The sequence below is a fragment of the Noviherbaspirillum suwonense genome (assembly GCF_900182955.1).
GTDB lineage: Bacteria > Pseudomonadota > Gammaproteobacteria > Burkholderiales > Burkholderiaceae_D > Noviherbaspirillum_A > Noviherbaspirillum_A suwonense.
Map to the genome: position 1 here is coordinate 1 of NZ_FXUL01000035.1, position 16,747 is coordinate 16,747.

At 52.5% G+C, this 16,747-nt stretch carries 13 protein-coding genes; 6 read left to right on the forward strand and 7 right to left on the reverse strand.

From position 1 onward, the window contains the following. Positions 1-307 precede the first annotated feature (307 nt). Complete coding sequence (locus QOL82_RS27040; protein ID WP_283445435.1) at positions 308-694, forward strand: hypothetical protein; 387 nt, start codon at positions 308-310, stop codon at positions 692-694. 83 nt (positions 695-777) lie between these two features. Here QOL82_RS27040 and QOL82_RS27045 read toward each other — a convergent pair whose 3' ends face one another. Then, positions 778-1,458, reverse strand: coding sequence for a hypothetical protein (locus QOL82_RS27045; protein WP_283445436.1), 681 nt, complete (start codon positions 1,456-1,458; stop codon positions 778-780). Positions 1,459-1,522: 64 nt separating this feature from the next. On the opposite strand from QOL82_RS27045, the gene QOL82_RS27050 reads away from it, so the two are divergent. Next, positions 1,523-2,044 carry a helix-turn-helix domain-containing protein gene (locus QOL82_RS27050; RefSeq protein WP_283445437.1) on the forward strand — a complete coding sequence of 174 codons (522 nt, stop codon included), beginning with the start codon at positions 1,523-1,525 and terminating at the stop codon, positions 2,042-2,044. Between the two features lies 1 nt (position 2,045). Continuing rightward, entirely contained in the window at positions 2,046-2,594 is a 549-nt protein-coding gene (locus QOL82_RS27055) for an IS630 family transposase (RefSeq protein ID WP_283445438.1), read from the forward strand. Here the strand turns inward: QOL82_RS27055 and QOL82_RS27060 are convergent. The 5 genes from QOL82_RS27060 to QOL82_RS27080 all read right to left on the reverse strand — a co-directional run bounded on the left by QOL82_RS27060 (position 2,581) and on the right by QOL82_RS27080 (position 10,686). After that, positions 2,581-3,705, reverse strand: a complete 1,125-nt coding sequence (locus tag QOL82_RS27060) for a phospholipase D-like domain-containing protein (protein WP_283445439.1) — start codon at positions 3,703-3,705, stop codon at positions 2,581-2,583. The two genes, QOL82_RS27055 and QOL82_RS27060, sit on opposite strands and share 14 nt — an antisense overlap. After that, a complete protein-coding gene (locus QOL82_RS27065) occupies positions 3,642-4,406 on the reverse strand; it encodes a phospholipase D-like domain-containing protein (RefSeq protein WP_283445440.1) in 765 nt (254 codons plus the stop codon). Before QOL82_RS27065 ends, QOL82_RS27060 begins: the two co-directional genes overlap by 64 nt. After that, positions 4,403-5,989 (reverse strand): hypothetical protein, encoded by a 1,587-nt coding sequence (locus tag QOL82_RS27070; protein WP_283445441.1) that lies wholly within the window; start codon positions 5,987-5,989, stop codon positions 4,403-4,405. The genes QOL82_RS27065 and QOL82_RS27070 overlap by 4 nt, the downstream gene beginning before the upstream one ends. Before the next feature lie 2,376 nt (positions 5,990-8,365). Next, a complete protein-coding gene (locus QOL82_RS27075; RefSeq protein WP_283445442.1) occupies positions 8,366-9,439 on the reverse strand; it encodes a ParB/RepB/Spo0J family partition protein in 1,074 nt (357 codons plus the stop codon). After that, the gene (locus QOL82_RS27080) at positions 9,436-10,686 is read right to left on the reverse strand and encodes a ParA family protein (RefSeq protein ID WP_283445443.1); all 1,251 of its coding nucleotides are present in this window, start codon (positions 10,684-10,686) and stop codon (positions 9,436-9,438) included. Before QOL82_RS27080 ends, QOL82_RS27075 begins: the two co-directional genes overlap by 4 nt. Before the next feature lie 1,219 nt (positions 10,687-11,905). Here QOL82_RS27080 and QOL82_RS27085 point away from each other — a divergent pair. From QOL82_RS27085 to QOL82_RS27095, 3 genes are all read left to right on the forward strand, one after another. Beyond that, positions 11,906-13,372 carry a replication initiation protein gene (locus QOL82_RS27085; protein ID WP_283445444.1) on the forward strand — a complete coding sequence of 489 codons (1,467 nt, stop codon included), beginning with the start codon at positions 11,906-11,908 and terminating at the stop codon, positions 13,370-13,372. Between the two features lie 158 nt (positions 13,373-13,530). Beyond that, a complete protein-coding gene (locus QOL82_RS27090; protein ID WP_283445445.1) occupies positions 13,531-13,845 on the forward strand; it encodes an antitoxin Xre/MbcA/ParS toxin-binding domain-containing protein in 315 nt (104 codons plus the stop codon). Beyond that, positions 13,842-14,318: an RES family NAD+ phosphorylase gene (locus tag QOL82_RS27095; RefSeq protein ID WP_283445446.1), complete on the forward strand. Its 477-nt coding sequence runs from the start codon at positions 13,842-13,844 to the stop codon at positions 14,316-14,318. Before QOL82_RS27090 ends, QOL82_RS27095 begins: the two co-directional genes overlap by 4 nt. Before the next feature lie 10 nt (positions 14,319-14,328). Here the strand turns inward: QOL82_RS27095 and QOL82_RS27100 are convergent, their stop codons facing one another. Further along, positions 14,329-16,353 carry a site-specific integrase gene (locus QOL82_RS27100; RefSeq protein WP_283445447.1) on the reverse strand — a complete coding sequence of 675 codons (2,025 nt, stop codon included), beginning with the start codon at positions 16,351-16,353 and terminating at the stop codon, positions 14,329-14,331. Positions 16,354-16,747 lie beyond the last annotated feature (394 nt).

Consider the following 16,747-nt stretch of genomic DNA (forward strand, 5'->3'; position numbering starts at 1 on the left):
TCATCGTCCCACCTCTTCGGCATTGCCTCGGTTTCAAGTCTACGCAATGCGCATAAACGCGTCTGCCTCCAGCCAAAGTTGTGGGTAATTGAAAGCTTTATGCGTCGCTTACGATCATCGCCTACTGAAAGCAGGTATGCGTAACAAGAAAAGATGGTCCGGAGATACTGAGTGCTACCTCTTCAAGGCAAAAGAACTAATCATCGGTTTCCTGGAACAGGAGCTCAAAAAGATTAGGCTTGACCTAAATAGTGACTATTAGCGTGAGTTTGAAGGACTGGCATTTCCACTTCCGCCGAATATGGACGTGGGTAGAGAAAAGGATTTCTCCAACTTACCCCGTGCTGTGATCTGTATCGAAACTGAGGAAAAGTTTCCCTCGATAGCTGCTGCAGCACGCGCTAAGGGTCTGAGCCATGGCAACTTATCTACAGTTCTGGCGGGTACGAGAAGAACGTGTGGCGGTTACCAATGGGTATATTTCGACGATTGGAACAACAAGCCGCTCGCACCGTTGAGAAAGAAAAAAACTAGTGCAAAGGCGGTTCAATGCATCGACACAGGTGTCGTGTACGAAAGCTTAACCACTGCAGCGATTCAGACTGGTACTTCGAACGCCCATATTTCTGCTGTCTGCAAAGGCAAGCGGCAAAGAGCCGGCGGCTACATGTGGGAGTATGTGACTGACATCTAAGCGGTTTTTAAAAACGAATGGGATATAAGTTTATTATCATGCCTATGAGCAGTTGGCAAAGTTTCGCAATGAGGTGCCTTGACTCAGGCACCATGCACAAGGCCCCGGTGTTCCATCTCGATGCGTTCGGCGGTTATGCCAAGCCGTTCGGCATAGCGGCCGTTCATGCCGGCGAATACGTCGTGCACGACTGCACCAATCGCCTGCTGCGGGAGTAGCCTAGTGAACCGATACAGGTCTTTGGCGAGTGCGGCCTCCGAGTTGGATACTGCAAATGAAGCGCCGGCGTCGGTTACAGCCACGCGCATGGCACACAGCGCCCAGAAGCAAGTGGCCCAACACTCGAGCACGTCCTCGGGAAAGCCATTACTATCGTCATCGTCGGACTCCAAGCGCAGGTGCTTGATAAGCGGCGCTCGGCCCCCCACGCGTTCACGGAAGAAATCGTAGAGCAGTCGTCCGATAAGGCGTCGCCAGCTTGCTTCCCCACCAGACGGAAGAACTTGGCGACGATGAACTTGAGCGTTTAAATCCTTGGGCATCAGGTCAGTCTTCTTGCTTCCAGCACCCAATACCACCAGTAGGAATGCGCGGAGCCGAAGCAGGTCGACTACGCTCAGTAAATGCCCAAGCGCCTGTTCGCGTAAGCCGCTGAGGACGGTCTCAACCCCATCGACGATGCTGCGCTGCGTGTCTTGAACGTAGCGCCGTTGACGCTCCAGTTGTCGCTTCGACTCAGTAGTTTGGTCTAATACCAATCCCAAGTTTAACGAACGGGTGGTTAGGCTGAGTGTCTGAGTAAAACAGCATCCTCGTCAGGAGGCAGACATGTTGACTCAGGAAGTCTTGCTGCAATTGCAGAAATACAATTTCGACCTGTTGGCGCGTCAGGAACCGAGTGGACGACGACGCCTTCGCTACATGGCACTGGCCCATATCAAGGACGGCAAGAGTGCCTCTGAAACGGCCGTTGCCTTGCGCGTCACACCTCGCGCAGTGACCCAATGGCTAAAGTGGTTTGTCGATGAAGGTCTGGACCGGGTAGCAGGGATCCCGCATTATTGGAGTCCGCAGCGACTTCCCAAGGCGCAGGAAGAAGCGTTTCGCCAGGCAGTCGAGCAGTTGCAGGACAGGCGCGGTGGTGGCCGCGTGCGCGGCGAGGATATCCGCCAGTTGCTGGCCGAGCAGTTTGACGTGGCGTACACCCTCAACGGTGTCTACGAATTGCTCAAGCGGCTAGATATGGTCTGGATCTCGGCCCGGTCGGTGAGCCCGAACGCCAATCCAGCCAGGCAGGCGGAATTCAAAAAAAAACTTCGCCCAGGAAGTGCAGGCCGCTCTGCCGCCTGATGTGCCTATCGAGCAAGTCGATATCTGGTTTCAGGACGAAATGCGCATCGGTCAGCGCGGCACCCAGACGCGCCTTTGGGCACGCAAAGGCACACGGCCGCGCGTGGTGCGGCAGCAGCAATCGGAGTCGGCTTACATCTTTGGGGCCGTGTGCCCGCAGCGCGATGTGGCGGTTGGTCTGGTGCTGCCCTTTGCAAATACCCAGACTATGGCACTTCACTTGGAAGCAATCAGTCAAGCTGTGCCGCCAGGCCGACATGCTTTATTAATACTTGACCAGGCCGGGTGGCATACAACTTTGAAGCTGCCGCAATTGCCCAATCTATCGTTATTGACGTTGCCAGCGGCATCGCCTGAATTGAATCCGGCCGAGCAGGTCTGGCAACAATTGCGTGATCGTAGTTTGGCCAATCGGTGCTATGACAGCTACGAACAGATCGTCGATGCATGCTGTGACGCCTGGAATAAATTTACACAGATCCCCGGTGCCATTCGTTCACTGTGCTCGCGCAGCTGGGCTTGCTTAACGCCTACGCTCACGAAGACATAACTTGGGATTGGTATAAGTCAGAGGCGCTAACGGAGTTTAACGATAGATCGCCGCACTCCATGGCGGTTGCTCCGTCGGAGGTTTCATCGCCCAAGCTTAAATTCGGAACCTGATTCTCTTCTTCAGGTATTTCGGAAAGGTCCAGTGTCCCGCGTTTGCCGATGAGGGCATTAAGGAAGCTTCTTACCGATTCGTGATGGGTTGAGGCAAGGTGGCTACCCGATGGGTGAGCAAAGCTACTCTCGACGCGTCGACCCGCAACGAATTCCTCATAGGCAAGCACGCGAGAGACAGGCGCCTGGTCGGCGGCAGCATTTCGCTGGGGCGCCTGTTCGGCTGCACTGCGAGGCCCGCGCATCCCGCGCTCGGCTTCGCTAAGCCGTTGAATGACTTCCAGCAGCCACAGTCCCTCGGACGCCTCGTCGTCAAGCAGATCCAACGCGTTCTCGAAGTCGCGACCCGCAGCGCGACGTTGAGTTTGATGAATCGCCTGCTCGACAACCACCACTGCCAGCGATGACTCGAACACGTCTGAGCGAACCTTAGCGAAGTGCGGTGCGACAGTGCCGTCAAAACGATAGATCGCCGGATGTTTCTGGTTTCCGACGGGCGTTAACAAGCCGGCAACCGGTTCTGCGAATTCGACTAGAAGCAGCAGGCTGAGCCCTTCGGTCGCTAGGCTTTTCGGTGGCCACCAGCGCAGCAGATTGCCCGACAGCTCGAACCGTCCTGCCAGCTTGGCCTCGAGATCAGACAGTGGAATGTCATCAGCTGGGCTGAAGCTGGGCAACTCAGTGGCGTCAAGCTTTGCATCGGATGATAGGGTCTTGTCTAGGCCTAGCATTCGAACCGCTTCGCCCGCGGGCAGCTCGCGTGCCAGGCAGGCTTCCTCATTGATACCAGCCTGATCAGGTGTGCCGAGCGCCGCTTCGGTGCAGTTTGCGCTGCCAAATAATACGAAATCATGGTCTGCCGCCTCCGCGATTACGAACTTTGCGTGAACAAACCTGCTCGCGGCACCCGGCGCGTTGCTGACATCAAAGAGCCCTAGTGCGTTCGACCTCGGATGAGCGTGCACTGGATACAAGGCGTTCTGCGGCTGGATGAGCACCGCGGCGCTGACTCCGGCGAAGCGTTCTTGAAGACTATGCAGCGTGCGCAGGTCGTGGTCCCAGACGGACTCGCCACCACGAGACGTTTTACGGCGCGGTCGCCGATAAACTCGACAAAGCGTTGACCGATACCCTTGACGTTGTAGCTAGGGAGGAAGGCCAATCGTGTACCTTCCTGCGACTCGACAACTGTCCCCGCAGACGCCGATGCTTGCAGCCAGGGAGTCCTCTTAAGGGCCCATTCGACCTGGCGACGAGCGACGGAGCCGGGGTCCAAGAATTTAAGGAGATAATCCACAGCGGTGCGCAACAGCGGTGCAGCTTGCATGTCATCCTCAGCCACTTTGACCTCTCCGGCGACTTCGAGATTGCCGGCCAGTCCGGCTACGGTCATATTTGCTGAGCTTACGAGCAGCCTCCCTGACGCTTTGCCCAGTTGTAGCGTCAGCTTTGCGTGAAAGACACCGGCGCAATGCGCACCGACAACTGAGTAGCGGCGCCCGGCGAACTTCGGACGGCGCGCGTCATTTGCTAGAGCCTGCGCAAGCATTCGCGAATCCACTACTATGACATTGTTGTTGCAGCCTGCCTCACGAAGACGTGGCAGCGCTATGCTCTCATAGGCATCGAAGTCAACGCTAAAGGTTGTGACGATGCTGGTGTGGAAACCGCCTGCGGCGAAGTAGTTAAAAAGTTTCATACGGCATCGAGGATGCGCAGACCTGCCGGCGTGGTACCGTTAGCGTTTAACAAGTGGATGTCCTCTAGAAAAGCGATAGCAGAAGACAGTCGGGGATTCGTGAGTACCGGGCCGTCCTTCCGGCGCAGGCGTACCCGCCCGTCATCAGACTCGAGCAAAAAGGTATAGTCGCCCTGCCCCCGGAATTTCTGGGTAGCGACCCACGGGTGACGGTCGAGCACTCGCTGGCGGACAAGACGGACAAGCAGCGACTGCAACGGTTCTCCCGAGTGCTTGTCCAGGAAACGCAGCTCAGTCACGAGTGAGCGCATGAAGTCCCGGTTAGCTAGCACCGTCAGGTCGCGGGCAATTCTCTCGAGCAGCCCGCTGAACCGCTTATGCAGAATGGCCAACAGCACTATGGAAGAACGCGCCGAGTCCTCGTTTGTCATCGCCTCCAGTCTCGCGCTCTGCAACACCGCATGTTGCAGCGACATCTCGCTATTTAAATCCATGTCGGACACCGGGTCGTCAGCAAGTGTCAACGACTCGCACAGGTCCTTCCAGGAGGGAGCGGCGTACATTTCGACCGCCGACAGCAGCCGAGAGCCCGTCCGGGTAACTAGGCTGTCGAACGTCATGCCGGTGGGCGAACTTCCGAGTATGTCGAGAGCGAGCTTGAGGATAGTCTCGTAGCACAGGTGCAGTAGGTCATTTGCCTGGTACACGGCCCAGGCAAATCGCTGCCTGTCCTCCTCTTCCCCGAGCCCTGCAAAGGTGGCAATGGCGTTGCACTGCGACGCATACAAAGACCAGCGAAGTGTCTCGGCTCTGACCGAACTGCCCTTCTCCCTTGCAATCCTGAGCACCAGATGCAAGCTGTGGCTTCTAGAATTCGCTCGGGACTTCTCCCCTTGGGCGCCTGTGAGCAACAGGCTTTCGTAGAGGTCTCGCTCGCGTCCATTAGCTGCGATGCGCGAAGGAAGCATTACGTCTAGCTGAGCCAGGTCGGTTCTGGTGATGGTTCCAACCTGAGTCGCTGCAAGGAAGAGATCGCCGGCTGCTCCAATAGTTGCTTGAAAGGCCTTGGCCAGCGGTTCACCAATGTCGAGCGTGGGCACGGGGACGTCGTGGCCGGGCACGGTCTGGAGGACGCCGATGTCAAGCAGCTGGCTTCCATAGGCTGCACCGTACGCACCGAACTTCTGCTTCAGGTATTGTGGCTCGCCGTCGGCGCGATCCGTGGCCGCATAGAACGTGATGTTGGCTCCGGCTGCATCTAGCTTGCGCGTCGCCCAGTCGACGCCGGCCACCCCTCGTTCGCCACCGACGTGAACGGAGACCAGTGCATACAAGGCTTCGGCGCGTCTCAAGTACAAACACCATCGCTCCACTGAGATGTCGCCCACATCCGATGCATAGCGCAGCGCCAGCCAAGCGTAGAGGCCATAGTATCGAACACGCAGCGTCACATTGCTTATACCAGGTACAAGCTGCTGGTACAGTGCGACGCTGGTCGTTTGCATACCCAATGGGTCGACGCCGCGCTTTTCTGCTTTTGATGTCCACTGCGGATACCCAATGTCGCCACCAGAAGTTGCCATTGTTGTGTTTCCCCCTTGGATCTCTACTTTATACCGACCTTGCCCAAAAGCTTGACACTTGTTCGATGGATACTTGGTTCGCCGCAGCTCATAGATTCTGCGTTACCCTGATAGCTTAAATCCGAAGCACGCTGTTATCTCTTCAGCCGCCTTCCCTGCAAAAAAACAGATGACAGTGCTTGTTCGTACATGCACAAATCATCTCGCCTCAAATCTGTCTGCTCTAGAAGCTTCTTTTCGACCCATCCTGTATACCCTTGACTGCACAAATCCTCTCACCTGAAATTTGTTCCTGTACGGAAGACACTAGTAGCATTCCCGCTACGCTCTCCAGTCGACATAGTTTTCAACTTTTGTAAAAATCCTTCCTTCTAACGAGTGTATGGGAATTTCTTCCAAAGAAAGGTCTTAAGTCATTTTCGTCGCTATTTGAAAACCTAAAAATACTGCGGCCGAAGCCATAAATACAAAGGACGCGATCGAGGAGAACCCTTGGCTTTAACTCGAAACATAAGATTTTCAGGTGAGGAAAAAAGTGCAGCTTTGCCTCGATCGCATGGGAGATTTAGAGCACCGATGCATACCATATTAAATTTTCCCTAGAGAATTAAGTTGAAGTTTGGCTGATTCATAACTGATGCTAAATATTGGATGCCAGCGCTGCCCTCCCCTACTCCTTGAGATTCCACGGTTTATCAAAATCGTCGTGCGCCGAAATAGTCTGATTCAGTGAAATGGATTGACAACTGCTTTTGTCGCTGTGAGGCATGACCAGTATCCAAGACCCCATGGCTACAATAGGTTGGGAGAGCGATCTGATGATCGTTGACTTAAAAAACTGTGAATCACCACAGTTGAAGTGCAATGTGGCTACCGTTGAAATAACAAAGGGCTCTGTGAAATCAAGCGGTGACTAGAGTGCAACTTCTAAGTCCCTGATTTTTAAGGAATCTATAGAATTCAAGACGCCCTGCCCGGGCCAGAATCCATGCATCAAGTGACATGCAATTCATAAGCCATTGATTATAAAGGGTTCTATAGAATGGAGTCGCTGCGATCGTGTGAAAAGTCATGCCCTGGATTCAGCATTGGCAAAAATTCCTGGAGGAACGATGAATGTATCGCATGAAAAGCTTGTTACGATTGCGGGTCATATAATTCGATGCAATATTTCCCATCCAGTGGTGCTTGGGCAAATGCGCGGTTCACTGGGAATGATCCACTGCTTCCAATGACAGCATGTAGTCCATTCCCCGAGAATTCAAAATGCCTGCAAAAATTCCGTTCTCAACAAACACTTCCGCGCAATGAAAGCTTTCGTCGAGTGACTCCAGTAACTCATTCGCCATCCGGTCAGCATGTTTTCGGTTCGCTTCAGCGATGGCATTCCTCGCAATCTAAACGTAGTCCAGATTTTTGGAGAGCATGGAGTTGATGTAGCCCACTCTACATACTTACCGTTCAAGAAATAGATTCGATGCTAGATCGCTTCCACAACGTGTGCGAGACATTTAGAGCTAAGCTTTGCCTGGGCCATAAGCCAGCAGATTTCTTTACTTTCGACGCCAAGCCTTAGCAGCCGTAGTAAGCTCTTAGGGGAGTCGGGTTTTTTGGTCGATAGGGTTCTCTTTTGTATTTCGGCCTGTCGAAATGAACTCTGCAAAGACTGCTTGTCTTTGGTATGTTCTTGTATACGACCCTTCTATGGCTTTGCCACAGGGCGGGTTGTGAATAACTTCAATTAGCCTCAGCATAGTAAGGACCTTACCTGTCATCTGGATCGGAGACAGATAAAACTGCCATTGTGTTCGCGACGTTTTTGTGACTCCGTGAAATAGCCTTTTGCAGTAAGGACTTTCAGTCCACGGTAAACCGTGGCTTTGGAGTGGAACAGAGATTCCGCACGTAAAACGTCGCGTCTCGGAAATATCGCCGTCGTGACATTCTTAAGATCGAGACAGGTGAGGGCGCCAAAAGGGACACGTCTTGCAGTAAGATTTAGATCTTGACACAATGTTGGATCGAATACAGCTGCGCGTGCTTCGATGAGCAGAGCCTTAAGGGGGCGAGCGCGGGCATCAGCCTGTCCCGCCATGGACTAAGGTTTCAAACAACTCCTTTTCGTACAGAAAAGGAGTTGCTAGGCTTGACAGGCACTTATTCCTCGATAGAATCGGACCCGTGTGTATTGGGATCCTGGAAACCGACGCCAATCGGTTCTATCGTTGTCAACTACGGTCTACCTATCATTCAAGAGTCCGCGCTCACAACTTGGGGTTTTGTCTTTTGGGGCTCGTTATAAGTTCGTTTGGACTAGCTCATATCCAACTCCTCAAAACGAGAAAATTAGTAGGGCAGGGGAGGGCCGCTCATCACTTATTTCGGTTCCTTAGCTCGTTCTTCTTTAACGAATTCTGCGAAGCGTTGCGCCCACTTTGCCGATGCTTCTGCATCTGCGAAATCAACAAGCACACGGCCGCCACGGGTTTCGATCTTACAAACAACTGTCTTTCCCTCCTTGATAACGACTGGAACGGACCGAGGCTGTGCAGATGCATCGCGCTTCTTAGTGGCATGAGCAACTGCTTGGGCTTGGGTGAACCGGCTATCAGTGGCCAGCATCTGTACAGCCTCAACGACTAAATCAAAATTCCCATCTGCGACGGCTTGCACCAGTTTCATCGCGGCGTTATATCCAAGAATTTCCGGCCTGGCATCGAGATGCTTCTTGCAGGAGTCAGGTAGTTTTTCAAAGCTAAATAGGGCAGATACCTGCTTATCGTTTAGCCCAGCTTCATCAGCTAGTTCTCGTTGCGTCTTACCAGTCTGTTGTTGCCGTTTTTTGAAGCCAAGATACTTCTCATAGTCGGGTAAGGACGGTTGCAGTAAGTTGGCATAAAAAGCGCTGAGTTCGACGAGGTCTTCCGATGAATCTAGAATCACTGCTTTGATCGTCTTGTGACCCAAATGACGATAGGCGGCGACTCGGTTATTGCCGGATACAACCTCATATTTCCCATTTGAAATAGGTCTAACGGTAATTGCCTGCACAAGAACGTGATTTCGCAGATTTTCAACCAATTCGGAAAACTGTTCGATAGTCAACTTGCGACGGCGACCCTCTACTTCTACAAGGGAATCTAAAGGCAATTCGAGGCCACGTGAGGCTGCTTCAGCCGCATCTCGTTCAGTCTGCTCGAGCCTTGCACGTAAATCGTCAACTTGCTTTTGGGTCGCACCGGACGAGGCTACATTAATCTCTGCTACAGCCAGCTTGCCCCGTAACTCTTCTATTTCCCGTTCTTGATCGGCCAAGAAGGGGAGGGAGGACATCAATTGACCAGGCGCCGTACGTGGCATTCTAGGACCTGTTGCAGGGGTCTCATTTGGGACTCGCGGCTTCGTGCCGATACCAGCGGCTTTCGCGGTCAATCGATCCTTCATACTCATGCCAATTCCTCCTCAGCATTCCAAATTGCAACTAGTTGCTGATCGATTAGTTCAGTAAATCGGTCATACGCTTCGCGAGCACGCTGATAAGTTTTCGCACTACCGTCATACTTTGAAATGTCGTAAACGGTTCCAAATTCGGCTGAGGCGCTCTTCGTGACCGTCGTATCTGGAATCTCGACTGGCAGCACTCGGCCTTCGTATGTTTTCTTAATCCATTCGCGTACAACAGGCGTGGCTGCCTGGGTTGCATCCACTTTTGACAAGACAACATGTATGAAATCGAAGCTTTTTTCCAGCTCCGGAGCAGCCTGTTTCATGCTTGACGCAAGGTCTGAAAATAGAGTCCAGAACTGAGTTGAAGAAGCATAGTCCAGCGCACTCGGTGGTGTTGGCACGATAAGACCATCAGCAGCCATAAATGCATTGATTGTCATGTATGAGAGGGCAGGTGGGGTGTCGATGATGATCGCGTCATACTTTTCAACTAGCGATTCCATACCCTTGTTTAAAACGTTCCAAAACTGAAATTTGCTGTCCTTAGATTGGCGGAAAGGCAGGTAAAACTCTGCGCTGAAAAGGGCGGCGCTTGCTGGAATCAAGTCGATCCCGTCCCAGTAGGTTGGCTGCACCGCGTAATCTAGCGAAGGTTGGTCACCGTATATAAAAGGCAAAACGGTTTGGTCTTCAGTTACTTCACTGTCTGCCAGCATGCCAGTCAAAGCGGTTAGGGATGCCTGGGGATCAAGATCGATAATGAGTACGTTCCGGCCGCAGAGTGAGAGGCCCTGTGCCAACGTCATGGCAGTTGTAGTCTTGCTAACGCCACCCTTAAAGTTGCCGATTGCAATCTTCTTTCCTCTACACCCGTTTCCACGAGGCGTGTATGGACCTACTTTTTTTATCCAGACCCGGGCTTCTTCAAGCGTGAAAAAGCGGCTGCTGCCTTTTCCAGAAAGCGTGCCGGTGGGCAGTTCCAAGTCGCTGCGAGAAGAGAGCAGGTAATTCACACGCTGGCGCTCAATTTTGCATAGTAAAGCGACTTGAGCAGTGGAGTACACGGGCGGGTTTTTCCGGGGATGCGGCGCAAGCATACTTTCTCGAACCTCGATCAGCATGCTACTGGCACGCTCAGCAATCTGTGCAATATCCACAAGGTTTATCTGACTTACAGAATGCGCCTGCTTAGCGGTAATGGATACGACAGGTTGCTGAACTGATTTTTTCGCCCTTACTGCAGAGGTCATAGAGATCTCGTCTATAGAAATTGTTTTGATAAACCGTATTTAGAGAATCCTTCACTTTTCATTAAACTAGCCAAAAAGTGTCGAGTGGCGACAGATTAATTAGGAAACAACAGGAATGCAAGTAAACTTTCCATCCCGACAAAGGACAACCTGACACGAGTTCGGTGAATGTTGGTTGCCATCATCACGCCGGCAGAGCGCATCAGAAACCTCAATAAATAAAGGCGGGGCCTGGCTTGACTCAGCGATTGATCGAGGGTTCCGATTGGCGGTGTGCGCTAGGCAAAGTGATCTATTGCGCTCTGCAGGCGAGTGGACCCAACGCAAAGTGAAGTAAATTGTTCTCGATCATGTCTGTAGGCAAAGAAATAACGAGTCTCGAGGCATTCCGTATAGGCAAAGTGTATAGAATTGTTGGGATAAGTGCGAAAACGACCGATTCTGGCGCGTTTTCCTGGCTGCAGGAGGACAAAAATCTTCACTTTGCCTCTGGTACCAAGGTTCAACCACAGTCTGTACAACGTTTCGGCACAATTTTCTTCACCTTTGCCTCAGAACATTGCTCAGCACGGACAAAAGTCTTCACTTTGCCTCCAGCCCCAATAAAAAGGCTGTGCACGAAATGGACTGCTCGGTGAAAACGTAACAATTCACTTCACCTTGCCTACTAAACCGGAACAATTTTATTCACTTTGCCCATCCAGGGGCATGGGAACGACTGCGATACGTGCCTCATTCGACAAAGATTACACAACAATTTTATTCACCTTGGCTCAAAACCGGACAAATTTGTACACTTTGCCAGCTCTAATGACTAGGGAATCCAGCCATTCCTGTAAATTGACTCGCATCTCTGCTTTGGAACCAATTCTCTTCACTTTGCCTGCCTGCGCGCACAATTTTCTTCACCATGCAGAGTAGGAGGACAAGGAGCTGCACCTTGCGGGACAAAAGGCTTCACCTTGCCCCAACAATAACCATCACTTTGCTAAACAAAAATATTCACTATTCCTGTAAAGGTATTCACTTTGCCAAGGCAAGCCTTTGAATCCTATAGGGTATGTCGCTTCTGTTAGAAGGTTTGTTAGTTCTTTTCTATAAAACCATCCAACAGGTTAACCCCAATACCAATGCAATCAAAAAGTGAAGAAAATTGTTGCGCGCTTCGCTGGCGCGGTGTTCGCACACACGAAACCTGAGCAACAACATAGGAGGCAAAGTGAAGGAAATTGTTTTGACAACATCACTTTTGCCTTGTTACCCTGTGCCACCAAATGCAGAGAGGCTAAAAATGGGCGGCAGTAAGGTGACTACATTGGAGCTGAGCCGCGAGACGACTTCGTCCCAAATGACGCTGGCGATCTATGAAGAACTTTTTCCACTTGGAGTACCGATCTCCGATGCGCCGTCCGAAATAGGCTTTCGTCGCAACAGTCTTTTCCTCGATATTTATGAACTGGGAATCGTCGCGCGCAGAGCGTTGGACGCAGCCTACTTCATCGTGTCTCAGGACCCCAACGTCCAAACCCAATACGACGTGGATCAGAGTTATTTCAAATGGCTGATGAACTACCAGTCCAACAACCGCAAGCACCTTCGTACGGTCATGCGAGACGTGCAGAAGTCTGCAATAGAGGGTGACTCTGCCAGTTCCGATCAGGAAAACTGGGGTTCGATTCCATTGATGGGGCCCGTAGTGATATCCGGGGGCCGGTTAATATTCGAGGTGGATCGCCGTCTTCAAAAACTAATCAAGGACCCGAAGCAGTCGTATTTTCTAAGCTTACGAGTCAGCAACGTATTCACATCGAACTATGCAAGAGCGCTGTACGACCATTTGCTCAACTATGTCGGGCTCGGCATGACGGAATGGATTGACCTGGAAACTGCAAGAGGGTGGTCGGACGCTAAATCAAAGTCGTTTACGGAGTTCAAATATTTCAAGCGTAACGTCCTCGATATTGCTACAAGGCAGATCAACGAACTTTCTAACATCGAGGTCAGCTACACGACGAACAATCTTCCGGGAACGAAAAAGATCGGACATATTCGATTCACGGTAAGGCAAAAGGCGGAGAACGTGCTCCAACTCGCGATGCTCGGATCCAAGGAAATGTACGAAACCCTGCGCAATGAATTCGGCCTGAGCCCGGCCAATTTTGAAGAGATCATGGAAAACCGCGTGATGTGGACCGATGAATGGCTGCACCAAGCCATGGAATTTACCCGCTTCTGTATTTCAAAAGGCAAGGTGACTAAGAGCGTCTCTGGTTTCCTGATGAAAGCAATCCGCGACAATCTCCGGGTCTCCTCAGCGGAGCGCGAAGTGGCCGCCCAACTGATAGCCAAAGAGGACAGGGAACAGGCCGCTCAGCAAAGCAAGGCGCGACAGGCTCAGGCCGTAGATGCATCGATCGCTGCTGCAGTCGCGCGCAAGGAAGATGAAGTTTCCGCTGAAATCAAGTCTGGGCTGAATGCATTTGACCAGCTCGACGCGAATGACAGGGAAGAATACCTGCGCCAGTTCCGCCGCAGCCGAGAAGCGAAGCTAACCGCCAAGCCCGCTAAGGTCGACCTGGAAATGTTAACCGAAACATCGTTAAGGCAGAACCAGCTGCTGGCTAAGGTCTTCGGCCAGTACATCTATCGCAAGCTGCGCGTCAACGAAGGTGCACAGCTAGTTTGAATCGTTTCCTGAGGGGGAACGTTGCACAGAAGCTGGAAAGACTACGCTCCACACTGTCATCACTCGACTGGCATCGGAACAAAAAAGCCAAAAAATCGGCGTAGAATTGCTTTTTTGCGGTAGCTTTTTCGGTCTCACTGGTCCTGAAAGGAGCGAATATGCAAGGCTCGAAAAGAACCAACATGTCGTCTGATGACGATTATGACCTCACGCCTACTGCCACGAGGGAAGTTTTTGAAGCAGAAGTCGCTCCCCCCTCCTGGAGGGTGGACACGCTAGTGGAACAGGTCGATCAGATGGTGGCGAAGTTTGGCAATCCTGAAGGATTCGATTCAAAAAGATGGGTAGACCAGTGGCTGAACCGCTATGTGCCTGCTCTTGGGGCGACACCGAATAGTCTCCTTGATACTGATGAAGGCCTCGCACAGGTGCAAAACGTATTGGCCATGTCTTGGAGCGGAGCCTACGCTTGAGCGTCACTGTCTGGCGCAACGCAGTGGAAGCCGCAAGCTATCCAGCTATCGATCTAAGTGGCACCGGCGCAAAAATAACCGGCGGACGCTGGAATCACCCTGGAGTGGCCATCGTTTATTGTTCAACGAACATTGCGATTACTGTTCTGGAAACGTTGAATGCCATCAAAAACGGCGAACTACCGTTCAACCGATATCTCGTCGCAGTCGACATTCCCGATGACCTTTGGAGTTCAGCGGTGGATGGCTTTTCAACACCTATCGGCGGTTGGGATGCAATTCCTCATGGGTTTAGTAGCAAAAAACTAGGGACGGACTGGGCAAACTCGTCTTTATCTGCTGTGCTGAAGGTTCCGTCGATATATGTGCCGGAGGAAGTAAATGTCTTGATCAATCCGCTGCACCCAGACGCATATCGGATCACCGCGCGCGCGGTTCGCCGGTGGATATACGACCCCCGCCTCTTTGCCTAAAAGGAGGGTCTTAGAACGCCGCTAGGTCTCCCAGCTTTTCCACTTCCCGGCTACGCTTGTCTTTCTCCGTGGTGACGTAAATGGAAGTCGTTGTAAGGGATGCATGGCCAAGCAAGTCGCGGATGGTTTCGAGTGCCATGCCGTTGTGGATACCGTGGGTCGCAAAGGTATGCCGAAGCCAGTGTGTTGATGCCCGGCGCAGTTTGTGCGCCGTCTCCGGCTCTGCGCTTGCCACTGAATCTGCCACCTCAGCAAAAAAGCTTTTCAGCACCTTATAGAGTCGGGAGGAAGTTAGTCGCATAGACTTCGGTCTTCTCTCGTCGTCTGACAAATCGCTAGCAGCTTGAAACGCTGGTGAGGGCGCTGCTGGAGGATTATCTGGTAGTTTGAAAGAGGCAATCAAAGGTTCTTTCTCTGGTGCGGCTGCGAATGTTTCATATCCGCGAAGCCTAAAATAATCCCGAATCTCGGCAACTACGTGTGGGTTGAGTTGTACGAACCTGGTCTTTTCGCCCTTACCCACTACATGAAGTTCCCACTGCGTCGTTGTCTCACCGGCCCTGGTGAACGGCTTCAAGTGTTCACGACGGAGTGATGCCAGTTCAGACAACCGGCAGCCACTGCTATATGCCAACGCGAGTACAAACCGAAGTCGATAATAGCGCTGGTCATGCTCCATTTCTCCAAGGTACTTCTTAACCAATTTCCATTCTGCGACGGTTAGGGCACGGGAAGCATCGACGCCATTCGTAGCGCGCTCTGCAAGATGTGGCATCGCCTTGAATGGATTTACATGCAGGTAGTTCTGTTCCGTGAGCCATTGCATCAGGCCTTGCAGGATCACAAGGGCGGTTTTTTGTGAGCTTGCCGACAGCGGTCCTTCAAACGGGCGCCAATGGGAGGAAAAACGATCAATAGAGCGTTGACCCAGCCATCGATCTTGGGGAATGCGGAAGTACTGAGACCAGAATTCCGGTGTCTCTCGCCCTATGTACCAAAGAAAGTTGCGGTAAGAGATGCAATCTTCAACGGTCAGCGAACTGATCGGTTTGCCGACCTCCACGATGGCCCAAAGCAGAAACCGTTCGGCTTCCTTGCGGTAGGACCTGTGGCTATGGCCGCCAGGTTTGAGCCGCGCAAGCCATGTCTGAATGGCTTCCAGATCGTTGCGAGCGGACAGCGCAGGGCGGTCGCCGCGGTTAGAGCCGAACGCGCCGCTCAGGTCATGCGGTACGAACAGATTTTCCATCGGCACGATACCGGTTCGGAGCGCCGTCGGAACCAGCATGGCGGCTGTCATTTCCTTACGAGGCATGATTCCACGTGCTGATAACTGCTCGCCAAGGGATTCGGCGGTCTCTGGCAGCATAAGCCAGTCCACGATCTGTTTCGCGGCCTTGATACCGACGCGTGGCACCTTGTTGTACCAGCGAAAACCATACCGATTGATCGTCGTCACTAGCTGGCCAAGTGTCTGGATCCCGGCTGCCATCAGCCTGTCTGAGATCACCGGGTCCAACCATCCTTCGACACCATCGCAGAGATGGGGATCTGCGTCCGTCAGTTCCTCCAACCGTTTGAGCATTTCGAGCTGCTTGCGGCGAAGGCGGTCGTTGCGCTGGGTACGCCGTTGGGCTCGCTTGTCCGTATTGCCGTATTCGCCATGGAAAAGCTCGATCAGCTCATTCTCGGTGAACATTTCGTACGGGTCGCGTTCTTCCCGAAATTCCTCCAGGCTTGGCGTGCTGGGCGCATAGGTAATGCGCAAGGCCTCCGGCGACACACGCAGCAACTTGGGCGCTGAGGTATTTCCAGTCCGACGCGCAGTGACGCTCAACTGGTCGCGGATCCACCAGACCATCGATTTAGCTACCCGCAGGTCCATCTCGGCATTGGAATCATCCGGGGTAGTTTCCAGATAACAACGGGCGAGTGTGCGCACGTCCAATCCGTCCAGATAGCCCCTGTAAAAGGCGAAGTGATGCCGGCCGAGCTGAATGAGGACGGTGCCACGTTCGATCCATGCTGCTGCCATAAATGGCTCCTACTGCAAAAAAAAACGGGAAAATATTCCGACAACACGAAAAAGTTATTCTTGCCCGCCGGTTAAAGGAGGGGCATCCAACGACCCGGGCAGATCGTCGTGACGGCGTCGAAGAACTGCGTCGCGCCGGCCAGTTTCTGCCTTGCCACCCGCTTTGAGGTGCGCCCGTACATAATCAGGAATTGCCTCTGGATGGTCGCGCGCTAACTAATTCCCTGGCGTGATCTTAGGACACAATTGAAAAATGTTATCAGATTATTAATTGACATCGTGGTGGCCAGCTTCTGCCAACGCAATTTCCACTCGGCATCGCAAAATTCGATGCATCCGGACCGGGAGCATACCGGGCAGGACGTTCCCAGGTGCAAATGCACGCCACTCTCTA

Coding starts and splice junctions, on each gene's coding strand:
- QOL82_RS27050 (WP_283445437.1), top strand. CDS start 1,523: ATGTTGACTCAGGAAGTCTTGCTGCAATTGCAGAAATACAATTTCGAC.
- QOL82_RS27100 (WP_283445447.1), bottom strand. CDS start 16,353: ATGGCAGCAGCATGGATCGAACGTGGCACCGTCCTCATTCAGCTCGGC.
- QOL82_RS27080 (WP_283445443.1), bottom strand. CDS start 10,686: ATGACCTCTGCAGTAAGGGCGAAAAAATCAGTTCAGCAACCTGTCGTA.
- QOL82_RS27070 (WP_283445441.1), bottom strand. CDS start 5,989: ATGGCAACTTCTGGTGGCGACATTGGGTATCCGCAGTGGACATCAAAA.
- QOL82_RS27075 (WP_283445442.1), bottom strand. CDS start 9,439: ATGAGTATGAAGGATCGATTGACCGCGAAAGCCGCTGGTATCGGCACG.
- QOL82_RS27090 (WP_283445445.1), top strand. CDS start 13,531: ATGCAAGGCTCGAAAAGAACCAACATGTCGTCTGATGACGATTATGAC.
- QOL82_RS27065 (WP_283445440.1), bottom strand. CDS start 4,406: ATGAAACTTTTTAACTACTTCGCCGCAGGCGGTTTCCACACCAGCATC.